Source organism: Actinokineospora cianjurensis, from assembly GCF_003663795.1.
Taxonomy (GTDB): Bacteria; Actinomycetota; Actinomycetes; order Mycobacteriales; family Pseudonocardiaceae; genus Actinokineospora; species Actinokineospora terrae.
The window spans coordinates 815131-836490 of the sequence record NZ_RCDD01000002.1; the positions used below are offsets into that span (position 1 = coordinate 815131).

Sequence of the window (21360 nt, forward strand, 5' to 3'; positions counted from 1 at the left end):
CCCGCCCCACCCCCCAGCCCACCTACTCCGACCCAGCCTCGATATCCCCCTCCACCTGCAGATACAGCTCCCGCAACTCCCGCAACGTCTCCGGATCCGGCTCAGCCCACATCTTCCGCTCAGCCGCCTCCAGCAACCGCTCCGCGATCCCGTGCAGCGCCCAAGGATTCGACTCGCTCAGGAACTTCCGGTTCTCCGGATCCAGCGCATACGTTTGCGCCAACTTGTCGTACATCCAGTCAGCCACAACACCAGTCGTCGCGTCGTACCCGAACAGATAGTCCACAGTGGCCGCCAACTCGAAGGCGCCCTTGTACCCGTGCCGCCGCATCGCCTCGATCCAGCGCGGATTGACCACACGCGACCGGAAGACCCGGTTCGTCTCCTCGGCCAAGGTCCGCGTTCGCACAGACTCCGGCCGAGTGCTGTCCCCGATGTAGGCCGCCGGAGCGCGGCCAGTGAGGGCGCGGACCGTGGCGATCATGCCGCCGTGGTACTGGAAGTAGTCGTCGGAGTCGGCGATGTCGTGTTCTCGGGTGTCGACGTTCTTGGCGGCCACGTTGATGCGGCGGTAGGCGGCTTCCATGGCCGGGCGGGCGGCGATGCCGTCGAGGTCGCGGCCGTAGGCGAAGCCGCCCCAGACGGCGTAGACCTCGGCTAGGTCGGAGTCGTCGCGCCAGTTGTGGCTGTCGATCAACGGGAGCAGGCCGGCGCCGTACGCGCCCGGCTTGGAGCCGAAGATGCGGGTGGTCGCGGTCCGGGCATCGGCGTCGGAATCGGCCTGAACGTGGGCTCGGACGTAATTGTCCTCATCGGACTCGTCGAGGTCGGCGACCAGGCGTACTGCGTCGTCGAGCATGTAGACCACGTGCGGGAAGGCGTCGCGGAAGAAGCCGGAGATGCGGACCGTCACGTCGACGCGCGGTCGACCCAGCTCGGCCAGCGGGATGGCCTCCAGCGAGCTGACCCGGCGCGACGCCTCGTCCCAGACCGGCCGAACTCCCAACAGTGCCAACACCTCGGCGATGTCGTCGCCGGAGGTGCGCATCGCCGAGGTCCCCCACACCGACAGCCCGACCGAGCGCGGCCACTCCCCCGTGTCCTTGCGGTACCGGGCGAGCAGCGACTCCGCCATCGCCGAACCCGTCTCCCACGCCAGCCGGGAGGGGATCGCCTTCGGGTCGACGGAGTAGAAGTTGCGCCCCGTCGGCAGCACGTTCACCAAGCCGCGCAACGGGGACCCGCTCGGCCCGGCGGGCACGTACCCGCCGTCCAGGGCGTGCAGGATGTTGTCCAGCTCGTCGGTCGTGCGGGCCAGGCGCGGCACGATCTCCTCGGCCGCGAAGCCCAGAACCGCCTCGACAGCGGGGTTCGGCTCCCCGAGAACGTCCACACAGACCTGTCGCGCGTCGGACCACCCCGCGTCCTCCATGGCCTGCACCAAGGACAGCCCGATCGCGTCGATCTCGTCGACCCGGGTGCGGCTCTCCGACCCGTCCTCCGCCAGCCCGAGCGCCTCGCGCAGGCCCGGCAGCGCGGCGGCCTGCCCACCCCACATCTGGCGGGCGCGCAGCATCGAGTTGACCAGGTTCACCCGCGCGGCGCCGACCGGGGCGTCGCCGAGGGTGTGCAGGCCGTCGCGGATCTGCACGTCCTTGATCTCGCACAGCCAGCCGTCGACGTGCAGCAGGAAGTCGTCGAACTCGACGTCGTGCGGGCGGTCGTCCAGGCCGAGGTCGTGGTCGAGCTTGGCGGCCTGGATCAGCGTCCAGATCTGCGCGCGGATGGCGGGCAGCTTCGCCGGGTCCATCGCGGCGATGTTGGAGTGCTCGTCGAGCAGCTGCTCCAGCCGGGCGATGTCGCCGTAGCTCTCGGCGCGGGCCATCGGCGGGACCAGGTGGTCGACCAGGGTGGCGTGCGCGCGCCGCTTGGCCTGCGTGCCCTCGCCCGGGTCGTTGACCAGGAACGGGTACACCAGCGGCAGATCACCCAGCGCGGCGTCCGGTCCGCACGACGCCGAGAGCCCGAGGTTCTTGCCGGGCAACCACTCCAGGTTGCCGTGCTTTCCCAAGTGGACCATCGCGTGCGCGCCGAAGGTGCTAGCGACCCAGCGGTACGCGGCGAGGTAGTGGTGGCTCGGCGGCAGGTCGGGGTCGTGGTAGATCGCGACCGGGTTCTCGCCGAAGCCCCGCGGCGGCTGGACCATCAGCACCAGGTTCCCGGCCCGCAGCGCGGCCAGGACGATCTCGCCACCGGGGTCGGCGGAGCGGTCGACGAACAGCTCGCCCGGCGCGGGACCCCAGTGCTGCTCCATCGAGGCGCGCAGGTCCTCGGGCAGGGTGTCGAAGTAGGCGCGGTACTCGGCGGCGGAGATGCGCACCGGGTTGCCGGTCAACTGCTTCTCGGTCAGCCAGTTCGGGTCCTGGCCGCCCGCCTCGATCAGCGCGTGGATGAGTGCGTCGCCGTCACCGTTGGCCACACCCGGCAGGGCGTCCTCGGGGCCGAGGTCGTAGCCCGCAGCGCGGAGTGCCTCCAGCAGGCGGATAGCGCTAACCGGCGAGTCGAGGCCGACAGCGTTACCGATGCGAGAGTGCTTCGTCGGGTACGCGGAGAGCATCAGCGCGATCTTGCGCTCGGCGGGCGGGGTGTGACGCAGCACGGCGTGCTTGACCGCGATACCCGCGACCCGGGCAGCCCTCTCGGGGTCCGGTACGTATACCGAGAGCCCGTCGCGGTCCTGCTCCTTGAACGAGAACGGCACAGTGATCAGACGGCCGTCGAACTCCGGTACCGCTACCTGCGTCGCAGTGTCCAACGGCGACAGGCCGTCGTCACTCTCCTCCCAGGTTGCCCGGTCAGAGGTCAGCGCTAGACCCTGCAGGATCGGGATGTCCAGGTCAGCGAGGGCGCCCACGTCCCAAGCGCCGTCGTCCCCACCAGCGCTAGCGGCGGCGGGCAGCGTCCCACCGGCAGCGAGCACGGTGACGATAAGAGCGTCGAGCGTGCCTAGAACGGACAGCAACTCCTGCGGCGCGGTACGCAACGACGCGCAGTAGACCGGTACCGCTACCGCTCCGGCGTCCTCGACAGCGTCAGCTAGGGCGGCGATGAACGCGGTGTTCCCGGCCAGGTGGTGCGCGCGGTAGTAGAGGACGCCAACGCGGGGCCCCTCGGTCCGGCGGGCCTCTCGCTCCAGGTGACCCCACGGCGCCAGGTCGACCGGCGCGGCGAACCCGGTGCCGGTGAGCAGGATCGTGTCGGACAGGAAGTGAACAAGCTCACGGAGGTTGTCCGGGCCGCCGAAGGCGAGGTAGCGGTGGGCCTCGGCGACGACCCCGCCGGGCACCGTGGACAGCTCCATCAGCTCCGCGTCCGGCGCCTGCTCACCACCCAGGACGACCACCGGCCGCGGCCCGGCGAGCAGCGAGTCCAGGCCCTCCTCCCACGCCCGGCGACCCCCCAGCAGCCGGACGACGACGATGTCGGCGCCGTCGAGCAGGCCGGGCAGGTCGTCGAGGTGCAGCCGGGCCGGGTTGGCCAGCCGGTACTCGGCGCCGCTGGCGCGCGCGGAGAGCAGATCGGTGTCCGAGGTCGACAAGAGCAGGATCATGAGGCCCTTCCTGGGGTCCTCGCCCCGGGTCGTGGGTGGCGACGGCCGGAGTGTCCTGGCTCCCGGATCAGCGCTCGCCCTGGCCTTCCGGCTGGTGCCGTGGCGTGTTCAGGGTCCGCTCCCCGGTGACAGGAACATTCCCGCCCACCACCCTCTGGCGGGACCGCGCCGGACTCCCACCGGCTTCCTCCATTGCCATCGCTGCTTCGCGCTCACCCTATATTCGGCAGGTGCCTTCCTCCCAGCGCCGAACGGGCGCCGACGCCTGCCCAGGTGCGCTCGACGTGCACCGCGCGGCCGACGGCGGACTGGCGCGGGTCCGGGTCCCGGGTGGGTGGCTGCGCGCCGACCAGCTGCACCGGCTGGCTGATCTGGCCGTCGACCTGGGTGACGGCGCCCTGGAGTTGACGTCGCGGGCGAACCTGCAGCTGCGCGGGCTGGCTGAGGGCGCCGAGGTGGAACTGGGCGCGGAACTGGCGGCGATCGGGCTGCTGCCGTCGCGGACCCACGAGAAAGTGCGCAACATCATGGCGTCCCCGCTGGGACCCGGTGACCTGGTGGCCGAGCTGGACGCGGCGGTGTGCGCGGAGAGTGACCTGGCCGCCCTGCCGGGCCGGTTCCTGTTCGCCCTGGACAGCGGCGCCGGTGACGTGGCGTGGTCGGGCGCGGACCTGGCGGCCCTCCCGGTCGGCGACCGGGTAGCCCTGCTGATCGGCGGCATCGACCACGGCGTGCGAGTGGCACCCGACCAGGTCGTCCCGGCTATGGTCGCCTGCGCGAAGGCGTTCTTGCAGGTCAGGGGCGAGCAGTGGCGGATCGTCGAACTGCCGGACCCGGGGGTCATCGCGGCCACGCTCAGTGACTATGTGGCCACGCTCGCGGACACTGCGGCCACGCTCGTTGACACTGCGGCCACGCTCAGTGACACAGCGGCCAGGCTCGTTGACACCGCGGCCACGCTCAGTGATTCTGCGGCCACGTCTGCCAACAGCCTGGGGCAGGCCGGTCCGCTGTCCGGACTTCGGGGGCCGGGCATCGCGGTCACGGCGGAGCGGGTGATGCCGGGCACACCACCCACCGGTGGGCCGATCGGGCCGGTCGTGTTCGCTGACGGCGGTCTTGGTGTCGGTGCGGCCGTGCCGTTGGGGCGGTTGACCGCGGACCAGGCGCGGGCGCTCGGCGATGTGGTCATCACCCCGTGGCGTGGGGTCGTGGTGCGCGGTGAACTGCCCGAGATCGGGTTGATCACCGACCCGACGGCCGCCGGGATCGGGGTGACGGCGTGCGCGGGTCGGCCGCACTGCCACAAGGCGCTGGCCGACGTGCGGGCCGCGGCGCTGGCTGTGTCGGTGCCGGGGCGGGCTGTGCACTGGGCGGGGTGCGCGCGTCGGTGCGGGCGACCGGCGGGAGACGTGCTCGACGTGGTGGCCACAACGGACGGCTACCTCGTTGACGGCCGGGCGATCCCCGGCGAGCGGGTGACTGAGGCGGTCGCCCAGGGAAGGCAGGACTAACGGTGACGGACTACATCAGGGACGGCGCGGAGATCTACCGCCGCTCGTTCGCGACCATCCGCAGTGAGGCCAACCTGGCCGGGCTGCCCGAGGATGTGGCGCGCGTCGTGGTGCGCATGATCCACGCCTGCGGCATGGTCGACCTGGTCGACGACGTCGCCTACTCCCCCGATGTGGTCGCCTCCGCTCGCGCCGCGCTGCTGGCGGGCGCGCCGGTGCTGTGTGACGCGCACATGGTGGCCTCCGGGATCACCCGCAAGCGCCTGCCCGCCGACAACGAGATCGTCTGCACGCTGACCGAGCCCGGAGTGCCTGAGCGGGCCGCGGAACTGGGGAACACGCGCAGCGCGGCGGCGTTGGAGCTGTGGCGGGACCGGCTGGCGGGGTCGGTGGTGGCCATCGGCAACGCGCCGACCGCGTTGTTCCACCTGCTCGACATGATCGACGCGGGCGCGGGTCGTCCGGCCGCGATCCTGGGGCTGCCCGTTGGGTTCATCGGCGCCGCGGAGTCGAAAGACGCTCTTGCCGCGCACGGCGGCGGTATCCCGTACCTGGTGGTTCGTGGTCGGCGCGGCGGTAGCGCCATGGCTGTTGCCGCTGTCAACGCGATCGCGAGTGAGGCAGAGTGACCGGCACCCTCTATGGCGTCGGGCTCGGTCCCGGCGACCCCGATCTAGTCACCGTCAAGGCGGCTCGACTGATTGGCGCGGCTGATGTGATCGCGTACCACAGTGCCCAGCACGGTAGGTCTATCGCGCGCGGGGTGGCTGAGCCGTACTTGCGTGAGGGGCAGATCGAGGAGCAGTTGGTCTACCCGCTGACGGTAGAGACAACGGACCACCCTGGCGGTTACGCGGGCGCGATGACCGAGTTCTACGAGCACGCGGCTGCGAGGTTGGCCGCGCACTTGGACGCCGGTCGGGACGTGGTTGTCCTAGCCGAGGGCGATCCGCTGTTCTATGGCTCTTACATGCACATGCACAAGCGGCTGAGTGACCGATATCCGACCGAGGTGGTTCCGGGCATCACGTCCGTTAGTGCTGCCGCGGCGGTCTTGGGTCGTCCGCTCGTGGAGGGCGAAGAGGTGCTGACGGTCCTACCGGGCACGTTGCCTGGAGAGGCGTTGGCGGAGCACCTGGCGCGGACCGATTCGGCGGCGGTGCTGAAGCTGGGGCGCACGTTCGGCAAGGTGCGGGACGCGTTCGAGCAGGCCGGGAAGCTGGACCGGGCGCTGTACGTGGAACGGGCGACGTGGTCGACGGGGCGCAGCCTTCCACTGTCCGAAGTGGATCCGTCGAGCGTGCCGTACTTCTCGTTGGCGCTGCTGCCGAGCCCGGTCAACGACGGTGTGAGCTCGGCGCGGCCCGCGGTCGAGGCGGCTCCAGTCCCGGGCGAGGTCGTCGTGGTGGGCACCGGCCCCGCTGGTCGGCCGTGGTTGACACCGGAAGCGCAGGAAGCTTTGTCCCTGGCCGATGATCTCGTCGGCTACAAGACCTATCTCGACCGCGTCCCGGTCAACCCGCGCCAACAACGGCACGCCTCGGACAACCAGGTGGAGGCCGAGCGCGCGGCGTTCGCGCTGGACCTGGCCAAACGCGGCCGCCGAGTCGTGGTCGTGTCGTCCGGCGACCCGGGGGTCTTCGCCATGGCCACCGCCGTGCTGGAGGTCGCCACCGACCCCCAGTGGGAGGGCGTCCCGGTCCGCGTCCTCCCCGGCCTGACCGCCGCCCAGGCCGTCGCCAGCCGCGTGGGCGCGCCCCTGGGCCACGACTTCTGCGTGATCTCCCTGTCCGACCGCCTCAAACCGTGGCAGGTCATCACCACCCGCCTCACCGCCGTGGCCCAGGCGGACCTGGTCATCGCCATCTACAACCCGGCCTCCAAGACCCGCACCTGGCAACTCGCCGAGGCCCGCGACCTCCTCCTCACCCACCGCTCCCCCAACACCCCGGTCGTCATCGGCCGCGACGTCGGCGGCCCAGAGGAGTCGATCCGCGTCGTCCGCCTCGCCGACCTGGATCCGACCACAGTGGACATGCGCTGCCTACTCCTGATCGGCTCCTCCCAAACCCGCCACATCGAGAAGCCCGACGGCACGCATGTCGTCTTCACCCCGCGCCACTACCCCACCCCACCGGCATAGCGACCACGCCGACTGTGGATTCGCCGACCACATCGACAATCAGACCACCACGAAGGCAATGGGCAAAGGCGACACTGCGGCCACCTAGTCCGCACACGCAAGTGGCGAGTAGGTCTTCACCCGCACCACAACTCGACGCCACCGGCATAGCGACCAACACGGCTGGATCCGCAGACCGCACCGACGATCGGGCCGCCGCGAAGGCGATGGGCAGAGGCCGATGCTCCAGTCACCTGGTCCGCGCACGAGCGGGGAGCGAGTGCTGCCACCGACTGGCCTCACTCCCTCGACAGTGGATGCCCAGCGCCTGCTGATCGACTCCTCCCCAACCCCCACAAGCCCGACGGCACCCACGTGGTCTACACCGCGCCACTACCCCGCCGTTACCGGGTGAGTTCGACCAGGGCGGCGAGTTCGTCGTCGTCGAGTTCGGTGAAGGTGGGGGTGCCGGTGAGGACTGAGTCGGCCAGGTGGCGTTTGGTGCGGAGGAGGTCGGCGATGCGGTCCTCGACGGTGCCCTCGGCGATGAGGCGGTGGACTTGGACGGGGCGGGTTTGGCCTATTCGGTAGGCGCGGTCGGTGGCCTGGTCCTCGACGGCGGGGTTCCACCAGCGGTCGTAGTGCAGGACGTGGTCGGCGCGGGTGAGGTTGAGGCCGGTTCCGGCGGCTTTCAGGGAGAGCAGGAACACGCCGAACTTGCCTGCGGTGAACTCCTCGACGAGCTGTTCCCGTTGCGGCACCGGGGTCCCGCCGTGCAATAGTCCACAAAGGATTTTCCGCTCCCGCAGGTGCCGCTCCAGCAGCCGGGCCATCGTCACGTACTGGGTGAACACCAGCACCGCCGAGTCCTCGGCCAGGATCGTGTCCACCAACTCGTCGAGCAGGGCGAGCTTCCCCGACCGCCCCGCCAACCGGCCCTCGCGGTCGCGCAGGTACTGCGCCGGGTGGTTGCAGATCTGCTTCAGCGACGTCAGCAGCCGCAGCACGTGCCCGCGCCGCGCCATCCCCTCCGCGCCACGGATCTCCACCATCGCCTCCCGAACGGCAGCGGTATAAAGACCTGCCTGCTCGCGGGTCAACGGCACAGGATGGTCGGTCTCGGTCTTCGGCGGCAGCTCCGGCACGATCCCCGGGTCGGACTTGCGGCGCCGCAACAGGAACGGCCGGATGAGGCGGGCGAACGTCTCGGCCACCCGCGGATCGACCCCCACCGGATCGGCCCACTTGGTCCGGAACGACGCCCGGGTCCCCAGCAGCCCGGGTGTCGTCCAGTCGAGCAGCGCCCACAGGTCCGTCAAGCTGTTCTCCACCGGCGTACCCGTCAACGCGACCCGAGCCGCCCCGGGGATCGTGCGCAAAGCCTTGGCGGTGGCGGAGTCCGGGTTCTTCACGTGCTGCGCCTCGTCGGCGACCACCAACCCCCAGGGCTGCCCCGCCAACCGCGCCGTGTCCCGGCGGAGCACTGCGTAGGTGGTCAGCACGATCCCTTTGTCCGCCAGGGTCCGGTTCGCCCCGTGGTACCGCGTGACCGGCACCCCCGGCGCGAACCGGGCCACCTCACGCGCCCAGTTCCCCAGCAACGACGCGGGGCACACCACCAGCGTGGGTTCCACTGTGGACCGGTGCAGGTGCAGCGCGATCAGGGTGATGGTCTTGCCGAGCCCCATGTCGTCGGCCAGGCAGGCACCCAGCCCGAGCCGGGTCATCCGCGCCAGCCACCGCAACCCCCGCAGCTGGTAGTCGCGCAACACCCCGGTGAGCCCGTCCGGCGGCTCCACCACGTCCTCGACAGGTTCCTCGATCCTGGCCCGCAACGCCTCAAGCCACCCCGTCGCGACCACCGGCACCGCGCGACCGTCGACATCGGCCGTCCCGGTCATCGACGCCGCCAGCGCCTCCGCGACGGTGAACGGCCTGATGGCGCGCGGGGTGACAGCAGCGTCGAGCAGCACCCACCGGTCACGCAGTCGCACGGCTTGGGCGTGCGTCGCCGCTAGCCGCTCCACTTCGGACCTGCTCAGCGCGGTCCCGTCGAGGAGCAGTTCCCAGTCGGCGGTGACCACCCCGTGCGCGGACTCGACCCGCCCGATGACCACGCGTCGGGTCAGGGTGGCGACCATGTGCCGCGGCCAGTGCACGTCCACCCCGAGCCGAGTCGCGTTCACCAGCAGGTCCCCGACCTCCGCCTCGGTCAACGCGAGCCGATCCGGCACGTCCCGCGCCAGCAACCGGCCCAGCGGCGGCCATCGGCGCGCGACCCGGTGCAGCGCATCGGAAAGCGCCGCCCTGGCCGCATCGTCCCCACGTTCGGCGACCTCGGCGGCGTCCACCACCACACCCCCGGAGTGGACCTGCGCAACGCAGGCGCCGTCGGGGTCGAGCCGCAGCGACAGCCGCACACCGCCGGGCAGGCGAAGCACGTCCTCCGGCGGCGGACCGGCGATGGCCTCGACGAACATCCGCACCACGGCAAGGGGTTCCGCGGCCGTGACATGCGCGCCGTCCGGCATCCGCTCGGCCAACTCGGCGAGGCGGTCGCGGTCCTCCTGGCTCAACGAGCCGCGCGCGACCTGCCGCAACGCGACCACCACGACCGCGCCCCAGAACGCCGCCGTGCGATGACACCGCGGATCCCGCCTGGCCTTGGCCAGAACCGGCACCGCGTCAGCGATCGGCATCCGCACCGCGGCGACCCGGCGACCCGCCACCACCAGCTCGCCCAGTTCGTCCCCGTCCGGCAGCGCGTCACCGTGGAAGGCGACCACCTCGGCCGACTCGACGGTGGCCGCGCAGCGGTCGAGGCCCTGGATCACCGCAGCCAGGCCATGACCTGCTCGACGTCCGACACCACCGGGACCGCGGGCGGTGCCGGTCTCCGCACGACCACCACCGGAACACCCAGCTCCTCGGCGGCGTCCAGTTTGGCCACGGTCAGCGGGCCGCCACTGTCCTTGGTGACCAGCACGTCGATCCGGTGCTCTCGAAACACCGCGAGCTCACCCTCCACTGTGTACGGACCGCGGTCGAGCACCACCTCCGACCGCGCGGGGACCGGCGGCTCAGGCGGATCCACGCACCGCACCAGGAACCACGCGGACGACCCGGCGAAGGCCGCAAGCCCTTGTCGACCCGTGGTCAGGAAAACCCGCTCCCCCAACCCTTCCGCGACAGCGCAAGCCCCCTCCAGCGATTCCACCCAGTGCCACCCAGGACGCGACGGCCACCCCGGCCGACGCAACATGAGCAACGGAACCCCGGTCAGCTCAGCGGCGCGGGCAGCGGAAGCACTGATGCGCTCGGCAAACGGGTGCGTGGCGTCCACGACCGCGTCGACCTTGTGCGCGACAAGCCAGTCAGCCAACTTGTCCGGCCCACCGAACCCGCCGACCCGCACCTCCCCCACCGGCAACCGCGGATCCCGTACCCGTCCGGCCAAAGAGGACACAACCGAGTGGTCCGGACTCTCGTCCAACGCGGCCGCCAGCGCCCGAGCCTCACCCGTGCCGCCCAGGACCAGGACCTTCACGAGCGGTCCCGCTCCGCCGAGTACAGGTGGCTCTCGCAGAACCCGCCCGGGGCGAGCACTCGGCCGACGATGATCACCGCGGTGCGCTTGATGCCCGCGTCGTGCACCTTGCCCGCGATGTCGGCCAACGTCCCCCGAAGCACCACCTCGTCCGCCCGAGAGGCGTACGCCACCACCGCGACCGGACATTCCGCGCCGTAGTTGGGCAGCAGCTCGGCGACGACCTCGTCGATCCGCTGGACGGCCAGGTGCAGCACCATCGTGGCACCCGATTGCCCCAACGTCCCCAGGTCCTCCCCGACGGGCATCGGCGTCGCCCGAGCGGAAGTTCGAGTCAGCACAACGGTTTGCCCCAGTGCGGGGACCGTCAACTCTTGCCGCAACGACGCGGCCGCCGCCGCGAAGGCAGGCACCCCAGGCGTCACGTCATACGGAACACCAGCCGTGTCAAGGCGTCGCATCTGCTCGGCCATCGCACTGAACACCGACGGATCGCCGGAATGCAGCCGCGCGACGTCGTGACCAGCGGCGTGCGCGGCCACCAGTTCCGCGATGATCTCGTCCAAGGTCAGCTCGGCCGTGTCGACCTTCCGCGCCCCCGGCGGGCACACGGCCAGCAACTCGGCGGGCACCAGCGCACCGGCGTACAGGCAGACCGGCGAGGCGGCGATGATGTCCCGCCCGCGCACGGTGATCAGGTCGGCGGCACCGGGGCCCGCGCCGATGAAGTGGACGGTCATGCACGCTCCTTGGTCGCCACCAGCTGCGTCACCGGCATCGCCTGCCGCCACCCGGTGAACCCGCCCACCGGCCCCGCGCGACCCACCGACAGCCGGGTCAGTGTTCCCCCGACCTCCGCGTGCCACCGGGCGACCAGCACCTCGGACTCCAGCGTCACCGCGTTCACCACCATCCGCCCACCCGGCCGCAACGCCGCCCAGCACGCGGGCAGCACACCCTCGGCCGTCACCCCGCCGCCGACGAACACCGCGTCCGGTGCCTCCAGGCCCGCCAACGCCTCCGGCGCAGCACCCCGGACCAGCACCAGACCTGGCACGCCGAGCGCGGCGGCGTTGCGGACCACCCGGTCGGCCCGGTCCTCCCTCGGTTCCACCGCGATCACCCGGCAGGCGGGGTGGGTCCGCGCCCACTCGATGCCCACGCTGCCCGACCCGGCGCCCACGTCCCACAGCAGCTGCCCCGGCTCCGGCGCCAGCGACGACACCGTCACCGCCCGGACCTCGCGCTTGGTGATCTGCCCGTCGTGCTCGTACACGTCATCGGGCAACCCCGGCACCCGCGGCAGCCGACGCGCGCCGGGGTCGGCCACGCACTCGATCGCGACCACGTTCAACGGCGACACCCCGTCGACGTCCGCGCCGATCCGCTCCCCCGGTCCGCCCAGTTCCGCCAGCACGGTGACCTTGCTCGCCCCGAACCCCCGGTCCCGCAGCAACGCCACCACGGCGGCCGGGGTCGAGCCGTCCGAGCTGAGCACGAGCACGCGCCGTCCCGGGTGCAGCACGGCGTGCAACCGCGCCAGCGGCCGGGCGACCGCGCTGACCACCGCCACCTCTTCCACCGCCCAACCCAGCCTGGCGCACGCCAGCGACAGCGACGACGGGTGCGGCACGACGCGGACCTCGGTGAACCGGCCCAGCGTGGTGCCGATGCCGTGGAACATCGGGTCGCCGCTGGCCAGCACGCACAGCGCGCGGTCGCGGTAGCGGTCGAGCAGCCCGGGGATGGCGGGCACCAGGGGCGACGGCCAGGTGACCCGTTCGGCGGTGACCTCGTCGGGCAGCAGGTCGAGTTGGCGCGCCGAGCCCAGCACGACCTCGGCGCGGTCCAGTTCGGCGCGCGCGGCCGGGGACAGCCCGGCCACGCCGTCCGCCCCGATCCCGATCACGGTCACCGGATTGATCCCACTCACCCCTGCCTGTCGGACACCGGCCAAGACCCTAACCGACCCGAGATCCCCACCACGTGCCTTGGCCACCGGCCACGCGGTCTGCGACGATGCGATGGAGCCAACTGAAGAGAAGAACCAGCAGGGTGAGCGAGGAAGCCGGTGCGAATCCGGTGCGGTCCCGCCACTGTGACCGGGGAGTGCCGTCCCCTCGCGTGCCACCGGGCTGCCCGGGAAGGCCGGGGCGGTGCCGCGATCCGGGAGCCAGGACACTCGGCCCCGCTGCCCCATCGATCCGGGCGCGGACCCGGAGTGAGGAACGACGTGTCCCGTCCAGCCCTGCCCGGCTACCCGTTCGCCGCGGTCGTCGGCCACGCCGACCTGCGGTTGTCCCTGCTGCTCAACGCGGTGCACCCCGGGATCGGCGGGGTGCTGGTGCGCGGCGAGAAGGGCACCGCGAAGTCGACCGTGGTGCGCGCGCTCGCGGCTCTGCTGCCCGACGCCGAGGTGGTCGCGGGCTGCCGGTTCTCCTGCTCCCCCGCCGCACCCGACCCGGGCTGCCCGGACGGCCCGCACACCGACCCCGAGTCCGACACCCGGCCCGCGCGGCTGGTGGAACTCCCGGTCGGCGCGACCGAGGACCGGGTGATCGGCTCGCTCGACCTGGAGCGCGCGCTCACCGAGGGCGTCCGGGCGTACCAGCCGGGGTTGCTGGCGGCGGCGCACCGGGGCGTGCTCTACGTCGACGAGGTCAACCTGCTGCACGACCACCTGGTCGACCTGCTGCTCGACGCCGCCGCGATGGGCCGGGCGCACGTGGAGCGCGAGGGCGTGTCGGTGTCGCACGCGTCGGCGTTCCTGCTGGTCGGGACGATGAACCCGGAGGAGGGCGAGCTGCGGCCGCAGCTGCTGGACCGGTTCGGGCTGACCGTCGAGGTGCGGGCGGCCCGGGACGTGGACACGCGCACCGAGGTCATCCGGCGCAGGCTGGCCTACGAGGCGGACCCGGCCGGGTTCGCCGCGACCTGGTCCACTTCGGACGCCGAGCTGGCGACCCGGATCGTGGCCGCCCGCAAGGCGTTGCCGGAGGTCGTGCTGCCGGACTCCGAGCTGCGCCGGATCGCCGCCGTGTGCGCCGCGTTCGATGTGGACGGGATGCGGGCGGACCTCGTGGTGGCCCGCGCTTCGGTGGCGCACGCGGCGTGGCGGGGTGTTCTCGAGGTCGAGGAGATCGACGTCGAGGTGGCCGCCCGGCTCGCGCTGCCGCACCGCCGTCGCCGCGATCCGTTCGACGAGCCTGGCCTGGACCAGGAGCAGTTGTCGCAGGCATTGCGGGACGCGGCCGAGGAGGCTGACCGCAACCCTGACGACACACCGGATGGTGGCCCCGGCGGCGGTTCGCCCGAGTCTGAGCCTGAGTCCGATCAGGGCAGTGGCGAGTCGCCGGGCAAGCAGGACACCGAGGCGCCGCAGGGTGGTGACCGTTCGCAGGCTGCCCCCAGTCCGGACGAGGCATTCCGGGCGAGGGTGCTGCAGATCGACGGTGTGGGTGAGGGAGCGCCGGGCAGGCGGTCCAGGTCGCGGGCAGGCGGTGGCCGGGCGTTGCGGGCGGCGCAGAACCAGGGCACAGGCATCCACTTGGTCGGCACACTCACCGCCGCGGCGCCGTTCCAGCAGTCCCGGGGGCGTAGTGGTCCGGGATTGGTTGTGCGGTCTGGTGATGTGCGCCGGGCAGTGCGGGAAGGGCGTGAGTCCAACCTCGTTCTGTTCGCTGTGGACGCCTCGGGGTCGATGGCCGCTCGCAAGCGGATGTCCGCGGTGACCGGCGCGGTGATCTCGCTGCTGCGCGACGCCTACCAGCGCCGCGACAAGGTCGGGCTGATCACCTTCCGCGGTGGCGACGCCGAGTTGGCCCTGCCGCCCACTTCTTCGGTCGAGGCGGCGGTCGCTCGACTGCGCGACCTGCGCACCGGTGGGCGCACTCCCTTGGCGGACGGCCTTTTGCGCGCTCGCAAGACACTTGAGGTCGAGCGGATGCGGGACCCGCGCAGGCGGGCGCTCCTGGTGGTTGTCACCGATGGTCGCGCGACGGTGGCGGTGACCCGCAATGGCCGCTCGTCCCACGACGCCGTCGCCGACGCTCTGCGGGCCGCTTCCGCGATCGCCGCTGACGGTGTGGCCAGCGTGGTGGTCGACTGCGAGACCGGACCAGTACGGCTGGGGCTCGCCACCAAGCTCGCCACCGCCCTCGGCGCCACTGGCCTCCGCTTGGACGAACTGTCCGCTGACGCCGTCGCGGGTGTCGTCCGCGCCGCCCGCGCGGCCTGAGGGAGACGCCATGCCACAGGGAAAGCCGTCCGTTGTTCCCCAGGACGGGCTCACCACCCGTCAGCGCCGCAACCGTCCCCTTGTCGTCGTCCACACCGGAGAGATGAAGGGGAAGTCGACGGCCGCGTTCGGGCTCGCGTTGCGGGGCTGGAACCAGGGCTGGTCGATCGGGGTGTTCCAGTTCGTGAAGTCGGCCAAGTGGCGGGTCGGCGAGGAGTCCGCGTTCCTGGCGTTGGGAAAGGTGCACGAGCAGACCGGTGAGGGTGGTCCGGTCGAGTGGCACAAGATGGGCGCTGGGTGGTCGTGGTCGCGGAAGGCGGGATCCGAGGAGGACCACGCCGAGGCTGCGCGCGAGGGGTGGGCGGAGATCAGCCGGAGGTTGGCGGCGGAGCAGCACGGCCTGTACGTGCTCGACGAGTTCACCTACCCGCTCAAGTGGGGCTGGATCGACACCGACGAGGTCGTGGCGACGCTGGCTCAGCGACCGGGCCATCAGCACGTGATCATCACCGGTCGGGACGCACCGCAGTCCCTTGTGGACGCCGCGGACCTGGTCACGCACATGACGAAGGTCAAGCACCCGATGGACGCGGGCCACAAGGGCCAGAAGGGCATCGAGTGGTAGCCCGCGTCGTCATCGCCGCGCCCGGGTCCGGGAGCGGCAAGACCACGGTGGCGACCGGGCTCATGGCGGCGCTGCGCGGGCGTGGGCACACCGTGGCGCCCTTCAAGGTCGGCCCCGACTACATCGACCCCGGGTACCACACGCTCGCCGCAGGTCGTCCCGGTCGCAACCTCGACCCGGTGCTGGTCGGCACCCACCGGATCGGCCCCCTGTTCCGGCACGGCTCGTCGGGCGCGGACATCGCGGTCATCGAGGGCGTCATGGGTCTGTTCGACGGCCGGGTGGGGCACCACGTCGAGGAGGGCGGGCTCGGGTCGACCGCGCATGTCGCCGGGCTGCTCGCGGCTCCGGTGCTGCTGGTCGTCGACGCGCGCGGGCAGAGCACGAGCCTGGCCGCGCTGCTGCACGGGTTCCGCTCGTTCCGGCCGGGCGTGCGCATCGCCGGGGTGGTGCTCAACCAGGTCGGGTCGGACCGGCACGACCAGGTGCTGCGCGAGGCGTGCGGCGAGGTCGGGCTGCCGGTCGTCGGCTCGGTCCGGCGCGCGGGCGAGGTCGACGTTCCATCGCGGCACCTGGGCCTGGTTCCCGCCGCGGAGCACGGGTCGCACGCGGTTCGGGCGGTCGAGGCGATGGCCGCGCTCATCGAGTCCTCTGTGGACATCGAGGCGGTGGTCCGGCTCGCGCGGACGGCAAGCCCGCTGGACGGTCCTCTGTGGTCACCGGCCGAGGAGGTCGCGGCCGTGTCGACCCGACCGGTGGTGGCCGTGGCGGGCGGGCCCGCGTTCACCTTCGGGTACGCCGAACACACCGAGCTGCTCCGCGCCGCCGGAGCCGAGGTCGTCGTGGTCGATCCGCTGCGCGACGAGCGCCTCCCCGAGCGCACCGCCGCCCTGGTGCTCCCCGGCGGCTTCCCCGAGGCGCACGCGGAAGCCTTGTCCGCCAACGAACTCCTCCGCCACGACGTCGCCGCGTTCGCCCGCTCCGGCAAACCGGTCCACGCCGAGTGCGGCGGCCTGCTGTACCTGGCCAAGCACCTCGACGGCCACACCATGTGCGGCGTACTCGACGCCGACGCCACCATGACACCGCGCCTGCTGCTCGGCTACCGCGACGCCGTCGCCACCGCACCCTCCGTGCTGCACCGGGAAGGCGCCCGGGTCACCGGCCACGAGTTCCACCGCACCCGCCTCACCCCCGCCCACCCCGCCAGCCCCGCCTGGACCTGGCGCGACCACGACGGCACCCCCCACGGCGATGGCTTCAGCACCGGCGCCCTGCACGCCTCGTACCTGCACACCCACCCCGCGGGCACCCCGGACTCGATCGCCGGATTCGTCCAAGCGGCCACCTAGGTCGTGTTCGGCCCGCCGCGATCCGCGCCACACCCGTTCGCGGACACGGCTCAGGCGGCGACGGCCTCCACGGGCTCGGGTGTCTTCTTGGGCTTGCGGGGCGCCCAGGACGCGGCCATGGCGCCGCCGAGGATGCCGAGGAGGGAACCGAGGAAGAAGCCGCCCAGGTTGGTCAGGGGGAAGGCGGCGACCGAGACCAGTACCGCGATCAGCCCGGCGATGACCCTGGTCGGCGGGCTGAACCACAGGCTGAGCGCCAGCACCGCCATGATCGAGCCGAGCAGCAGCCCGGACACGCCCGCGATGCCGCTGGCCACCAGCACCTTGATCGGCGCGAGCGGCAGCACGAAGATCGGGACCGCGCCGAGCAAGACGAACAAGCCGCCCCAGAACGGGCGGGTGCGCCGCCAGCCGGTGAACGAGCGCCAGAGCCTGCCGACCACGATGGCCTCCTGGGGAGAAGTGGTGGCCCGGCGGCGGGACACGCCGCCGGGCCGGAGGGGGATCAGCAGCCCGCGGCGCCGGGAACGATGCTGAGGGTGAGGTTGTCGAGCTTGAAGCTGCCCGCGATCTGCGCCGAGAGGGCGTCGGCGCGCAGGTTGCCGATGTTCGCGGTGTCCGCCTGGAGGCCGAAGTCGCCCGCGCCCTTGCGGACCTCCGCCGGGCCCTTGCTCAGCGCGTTGCTGGCCACACCGAGGTCGAGCCCGGTGAACACGCCGTTGCCGCTGAGGTTCTTGGCGTCGAGCAGCAGGTTGGACGCCTGCAACTCCTTGGTGGCCGGGTCGGCGTCACCCGCGGTGATCTTGAAGGTCACCTGGCCGACGATCGGCACGGTCGGGATCGCGCCCGCGCACAGGCCGCTCAGCTGCGCCGAGCTGAACCCGGCGTAGGCCACACCCTGGTTGCCCGCGTTGTAGACGGTGCCAGCGAACCCGTCGCCCGCCACGCTCTGCGACGTCAGCGTGATCGGCACCCCGGACACCGCGAACGAGGCGGCGAGCAGCCCCTGGGCCATCGCGGCGGTGATCGCGGCGATGGCACCGAGAGCGGGGACGCCGACCAGGGCCGTGCGGCCCCACCGGGTCCGGCCCCGCTCGGCGGTCGTGTCTTCCTCTGTCATAGGACGCGAGCCTCCCTAGGTCGTCCGGCCGAGCGCCGTGTGCGCCGACCGCCCCCGGCGCCGACCGACCGCGGCCTGGCAGCCGCCACCCGCGTTCGTCGTGAGCGAACGCCCAGGTGGGGGCTGCCGCGCGCCATGCCGCGGGCGGGGATCGGGCACGCCGTGTTGCGTGGGTGGGCAGATGGTGCCCGGGTGTGCGCCAGCCCACAAGCACCCGTCCGAGCCGCTCCGGAACGCCCCCGGGCGCGTTGTGTAACGGCGGGTAACAGGTAACGTGACGCACGTTAGCGACCACCCGCAATCTGACTCGAAATCGGCACCGAGCGTGGTCGACACCGCACGGAGGTGAGTCGCTTTCGCCTTTAGCGTCTACCCAGAGTTACCTTTGACCACAGGTAACAGTTACGCAACATCGCAGTATCCGGGTGTTCACCTGGGCCACCCGGCGGGGTTTCGTTACCGCCGACCGGCCGAACCAGCGGTCGTGCCGAGGGACGGGAGGGGCGCGTGCCCGAGGACGCGAAGGTCCGGCCGCGCTGGCCGAGGGCGGTGGCGGTCACGCTCTGCGTCGTGGTCGTCTTGGCCGCCGCGGTGGCCGGGCTGGGGTACGCCCTGTCGATGCGGGTGGACGGCCGCAGCATGGCGCCGACGCTGGCCGACGGCGAGCAGGTCCTGACGAACCCCTTCGGCGGCGACTACACCCCCGAACGCCTCGACGTCGTGGTGCTGTCCCCGCCAGGCCGCGACGCGCCGGTGGTGAAGCGGGTCATCGGGGTGCCGGGTGATCACGTACGGATGACCGACGGACGGGTTCTCGTGCAGCCGGGCGGTAGTGGCCCGTGGCTGGAAGTCGTGACCGGCGCGAATGACCCGTGGGGCCGCCCGCCACGGGAGTGCTGCGAGACGAGCGGACGCGGCGGGGTCGACGCCGAGGTGACCGTCCCAACCGGACAGTACTGGGTCGTCGGGGACAACCCGGCGGTGTCCGAGGACTCCCGGGAGTACGGCTGGGTGCCCGCCGACCGGATCAGGGCCCGGCTGTGGCTGCACCTCTGGCCACCGGCCCCGGTGGACACCGAGCCGCGATTGCGCCCGGTGTGAAACGAGTCCGGCCCCACCCTCCACAGTGGAGAGCGGGGCCGGACCGGTTCTGGCTTACGCCACGCGGGTTCGGGTGAGCCCGCGGTGCAACAGTGCGGCGAAGGTGATGCCAATGCCCGCCCACAGCACCGCGGAGGTGCCGAGGGAGGCGATCCGGAACTCCCACAGCAGGGCGCCGGGGAACCCGTCCGGCACCTCCTGGAAGGACGGCAGCAGCTTGGCGATCGCGGTCACCACGACCGCGTAGCCGACGCCACCGACCACAGTGGACCACCAGCCGCCCAGCCTCGGCGCCAGCGCCCGCGCGGTGGCCACCGCGGCCACCAGCAGCGCCAGCGAGATGGCGATCATCCCGAAGTACAGCCCGGTGCGGTCGCCGATGGTGTCCGGGTTGCCGACGGCGGGCGGGTTGGCCGGGTAGGTCAGGAACGGCACCAGCACGACCGCCAGGTAGCCGAGACCGGCCACCGCGAGCGAGGTGGCCCGCGGGCTCAGCGAGCCGACCCTGCCGTAGGAGAACGCGAAGGCGAGGCTGAACAGCCCTCCCAGGCCGAGGCCGTAGGCGACGGCGCCGATGCCGAGGCCACCGGTGGACTGGAAGGCGCGCGAGACGACCTCTTCCTCCGCCGGTTCCTCGCCGTGGCTGTGCTCGCCCTGGGTCGCGTGGTCGTCACCGTGCGAGTGGCCCGCCCCGGCTTCCTCGATGGCGATGGCGGCGTCCACCGAGGGCTCGCCGAACGCGGAGGCGAACCCGAAGGCGAGCAGCCCGCCGACCAGGCCGGCGAGCAGGCCCCAGACGAGCAGGGAGCGGACGTTCAGCGTCGCGGACGCCGGTGGTGCGTCGGTCTCGGTCAGTGGCACGGGAAGCCCAGCAGGTGCCGCGCGTCGTGGACCAGCTCGTGGACCGTGGTCCCCTCGAAGACCGCGAGGGCGCCCTGCTCGGCGCCGACGAAGTAGAGGGCGATCAGCGAGATGATCCCGGCGAACACGGCGTACGGCAGGATCTGCCGCACCGGGATGGCGGGGACGGGCAGAGCGGTGGGGATGGCAGCGGCTACCGCCATGGCGAACCTCCTCGGGGCTTCACGCGGCCCGGTGGGTGGAACGGTCGACGGCGAAGGGTCTGACTGCGGGTCCGGCTGGGGTGCCGGTCCCGGTCACAGTGGCGCGGCCGTGCCGGAGTCGCACCGGCTTCCTTCTACCATCATGGTCGATTCGGCAACGTAGGTTAGCGCAAGAGGCGGTGTCAACGCGGTCGTCGGCCGTCTCGGGGTTCCGGTGGGTGGGATATGTCATCGCTGCGGGTTGTGCTGGTCAGCCACGGTGCGACGGAGGCGACGCGGCGGGCGGGCTTCCCGCTCGACGAACCGTTGCTGCGCACCGTTCTCGACGATCCCGGGCCCGGTTTCGGGCGGGTCGACGCGGGCCTGCGCGGGCCGTCGCTGCGGTGCGCGCAGACCGCGGCCGCGCTGCACATCGTTACCGAACCGGACGAGCGGCTGCGCGACCTCGACCACGGCGACTGGAGCGGCCTCACCCTCGGCGAGGTCGCCGCGGCCGACCCGGCGGGCATGGCGCGCTGGCTCACCGACCCCGAGTCCGCCCCGCACGGCGGCGAGTCGGTCGCCGACCTCGCCAGGCGCGTCGGCGGCTGGCTCGACGACCGCTCACCCCAGGTCGCGCACACCGTCGCGGTGACCCACCCCGCGGTCGTGCGGGCCGCCATCGGGCACGCGCTCGGGGCCGGTCCCGCCGCGTTCTGGCGGGTCGACATCGCGCCGCTGTCGCGCACCACGCTGCGTGGCGGACCCGGTCGCTGGACGCTGCGCTGGATTGTGCCCGGCACCGGCTGAGTCGCCTTTCCCGCAATGCGCCCGGCCATTGTGGGAAATGGCATCGGCGTGAATCGCCTGCGCCATTTGGGCCGAACAGGCCATCAGTCCCGCGTATCGGCGGTGACCCAGCGACACCACCGGCTGCGCCGTCGGTGACCCCGCCCCATCCCCCACGGGCGCGCGGGCCCGACCCCGGGTCGCGACCGCACTACCGAAAGTGATCGCGGCCATAAGGTCACCAACCGTGTCGAGCACCCGAGAGGCGGCAACATCACTGGTCAATTCGGGGGCATCGAC

At 72.0% G+C, this 21360-nt stretch carries 17 protein-coding genes and 2 riboswitches; of the genes, 8 read left to right on the forward strand and 9 right to left on the reverse strand.

The features are described from left to right. Nucleotides 1–22 precede the first annotated feature (22 nt). Complete coding sequence (cobN, locus tag CLV68_RS18220) at nucleotides 23–3610, reverse strand: cobaltochelatase subunit CobN (protein ID WP_121392033.1); 3588 nt, start codon at nucleotides 3608–3610, stop codon at nucleotides 23–25. Nucleotides 3611–3658: 48 nt separating this feature from the next. Further along, nucleotides 3659–3800, reverse strand: a riboswitch (cobalamin riboswitch). A 40-nt stretch (nucleotides 3801–3840) separates the two neighbouring features. Here cobN and CLV68_RS18225 point away from each other — a divergent pair. The 3 genes from CLV68_RS18225 to cobJ are packed head-to-tail and all read left to right on the forward strand — an operon-like array spanning nucleotide 3841 to nucleotide 7267. Continuing rightward, entirely contained in the window at nucleotides 3841–5124 is a 1284-nt protein-coding gene (locus CLV68_RS18225) for a precorrin-3B synthase (RefSeq protein ID WP_121392034.1), read from the forward strand. A 2-nt stretch (nucleotides 5125–5126) separates the two neighbouring features. Next, on the forward strand, nucleotides 5127–5753 hold the full coding sequence (locus CLV68_RS18230; protein ID WP_121392035.1) for a precorrin-8X methylmutase: 627 nt from the start codon (nucleotides 5127–5129) through the stop codon (nucleotides 5751–5753). Then, the gene (cobJ, locus tag CLV68_RS18235) at nucleotides 5750–7267 is read left to right on the forward strand and encodes a precorrin-3B C(17)-methyltransferase (protein WP_121392036.1); all 1518 of its coding nucleotides are present in this window, start codon (nucleotides 5750–5752) and stop codon (nucleotides 7265–7267) included. The genes CLV68_RS18230 and cobJ overlap by 4 nt, the downstream gene beginning before the upstream one ends. A 383-nt stretch (nucleotides 7268–7650) precedes the next feature. On the opposite strand, the gene CLV68_RS18240 is transcribed toward cobJ, so the two are convergent. The 4 genes from CLV68_RS18240 to cbiE are packed head-to-tail and all read right to left on the reverse strand — an operon-like array spanning nucleotide 7651 to nucleotide 12708. After that, nucleotides 7651–10080 carry a DEAD/DEAH box helicase gene (locus CLV68_RS18240; protein ID WP_246009947.1) on the reverse strand — a complete coding sequence of 810 codons (2430 nt, stop codon included), beginning with the start codon at nucleotides 10078–10080 and terminating at the stop codon, nucleotides 7651–7653. Next, the gene (locus CLV68_RS18245; protein WP_246009948.1) at nucleotides 10077–10793 is read right to left on the reverse strand and encodes a cobalt-precorrin-6A reductase; all 717 of its coding nucleotides are present in this window, start codon (nucleotides 10791–10793) and stop codon (nucleotides 10077–10079) included. Before CLV68_RS18245 ends, CLV68_RS18240 begins: the two co-directional genes overlap by 4 nt. Further along, the gene (gene cobM / locus CLV68_RS35240; protein ID WP_121392038.1) at nucleotides 10790–11533 is read right to left on the reverse strand and encodes a precorrin-4 C(11)-methyltransferase; all 744 of its coding nucleotides are present in this window, start codon (nucleotides 11531–11533) and stop codon (nucleotides 10790–10792) included. Before cobM ends, CLV68_RS18245 begins: the two co-directional genes overlap by 4 nt. Continuing rightward, nucleotides 11530–12708, reverse strand: a complete 1179-nt coding sequence (gene cbiE, locus CLV68_RS18255) for a precorrin-6y C5,15-methyltransferase (decarboxylating) subunit CbiE (protein ID WP_246009949.1) — start codon at nucleotides 12706–12708, stop codon at nucleotides 11530–11532. Before cbiE ends, cobM begins: the two co-directional genes overlap by 4 nt. Before the next feature lie 96 nt (nucleotides 12709–12804). Further along, nucleotides 12805–12997, forward strand: a riboswitch (cobalamin riboswitch). A 29-nt stretch (nucleotides 12998–13026) separates the two neighbouring features. On the opposite strand from cbiE, the gene CLV68_RS18260 reads away from it, so the two are divergent. Genes CLV68_RS18260 through CLV68_RS18270 form a run of 3 tightly spaced genes read left to right on the forward strand, consistent with a single transcriptional unit; the run spans nucleotide 13027 to nucleotide 17007 of the window. Further along, nucleotides 13027–15030 (forward strand): putative cobaltochelatase, encoded by a 2004-nt coding sequence (locus tag CLV68_RS18260; RefSeq protein WP_121392040.1) that lies wholly within the window; start codon nucleotides 13027–13029, stop codon nucleotides 15028–15030. Nucleotides 15031–15040: 10 nt separating this feature from the next. Beyond that, nucleotides 15041–15655 (forward strand): cob(I)yrinic acid a,c-diamide adenosyltransferase, encoded by a 615-nt coding sequence (gene cobO / locus CLV68_RS18265; RefSeq protein WP_121392380.1) that lies wholly within the window; start codon nucleotides 15041–15043, stop codon nucleotides 15653–15655. Then, entirely contained in the window at nucleotides 15649–17007 is a 1359-nt protein-coding gene (locus CLV68_RS18270) for a cobyrinic acid a,c-diamide synthase CobB (protein ID WP_121392041.1), read from the forward strand. The genes cobO and CLV68_RS18270 overlap by 7 nt, the downstream gene beginning before the upstream one ends. 50 nt (nucleotides 17008–17057) lie before the next feature. On the opposite strand, the gene CLV68_RS18275 is transcribed toward CLV68_RS18270, so the two are convergent. Both CLV68_RS18275 and CLV68_RS18280 read right to left on the reverse strand, forming a co-directional pair. Further along, nucleotides 17058–17450, reverse strand: coding sequence for a DUF6114 domain-containing protein (locus CLV68_RS18275; protein ID WP_211346616.1), 393 nt, complete (start codon nucleotides 17448–17450; stop codon nucleotides 17058–17060). A gap of 62 nt (nucleotides 17451–17512) precedes the next feature. Beyond that, complete coding sequence (locus CLV68_RS18280; protein WP_121392042.1) at nucleotides 17513–18127, reverse strand: DUF6230 family protein; 615 nt, start codon at nucleotides 18125–18127, stop codon at nucleotides 17513–17515. Nucleotides 18128–18634: 507 nt separating this feature from the next. On the opposite strand from CLV68_RS18280, the gene lepB reads away from it, so the two are divergent. Beyond that, entirely contained in the window at nucleotides 18635–19228 is a 594-nt protein-coding gene (gene lepB / locus CLV68_RS18285) for a signal peptidase I (RefSeq protein WP_170224433.1), read from the forward strand. Nucleotides 19229–19282: 54 nt separating this feature from the next. Here the strand turns inward: lepB and CLV68_RS18290 are convergent, their stop codons facing one another. Continuing rightward, nucleotides 19283–20089, reverse strand: coding sequence for a CbtA family protein (locus CLV68_RS18290; RefSeq protein ID WP_246009950.1), 807 nt, complete (start codon nucleotides 20087–20089; stop codon nucleotides 19283–19285). Then, nucleotides 20080–20292 (reverse strand): CbtB domain-containing protein, encoded by a 213-nt coding sequence (locus tag CLV68_RS18295; protein ID WP_121392044.1) that lies wholly within the window; start codon nucleotides 20290–20292, stop codon nucleotides 20080–20082. Before CLV68_RS18295 ends, CLV68_RS18290 begins: the two co-directional genes overlap by 10 nt. A 225-nt stretch (nucleotides 20293–20517) precedes the next feature. Here CLV68_RS18295 and CLV68_RS18300 point away from each other — a divergent pair, with 225 nt between their 5' ends. After that, nucleotides 20518–21081 carry a histidine phosphatase family protein gene (locus CLV68_RS18300; protein ID WP_121392045.1) on the forward strand — a complete coding sequence of 188 codons (564 nt, stop codon included), beginning with the start codon at nucleotides 20518–20520 and terminating at the stop codon, nucleotides 21079–21081. The last annotated feature ends 279 nt before the right edge of the window (nucleotides 21082–21360 follow it).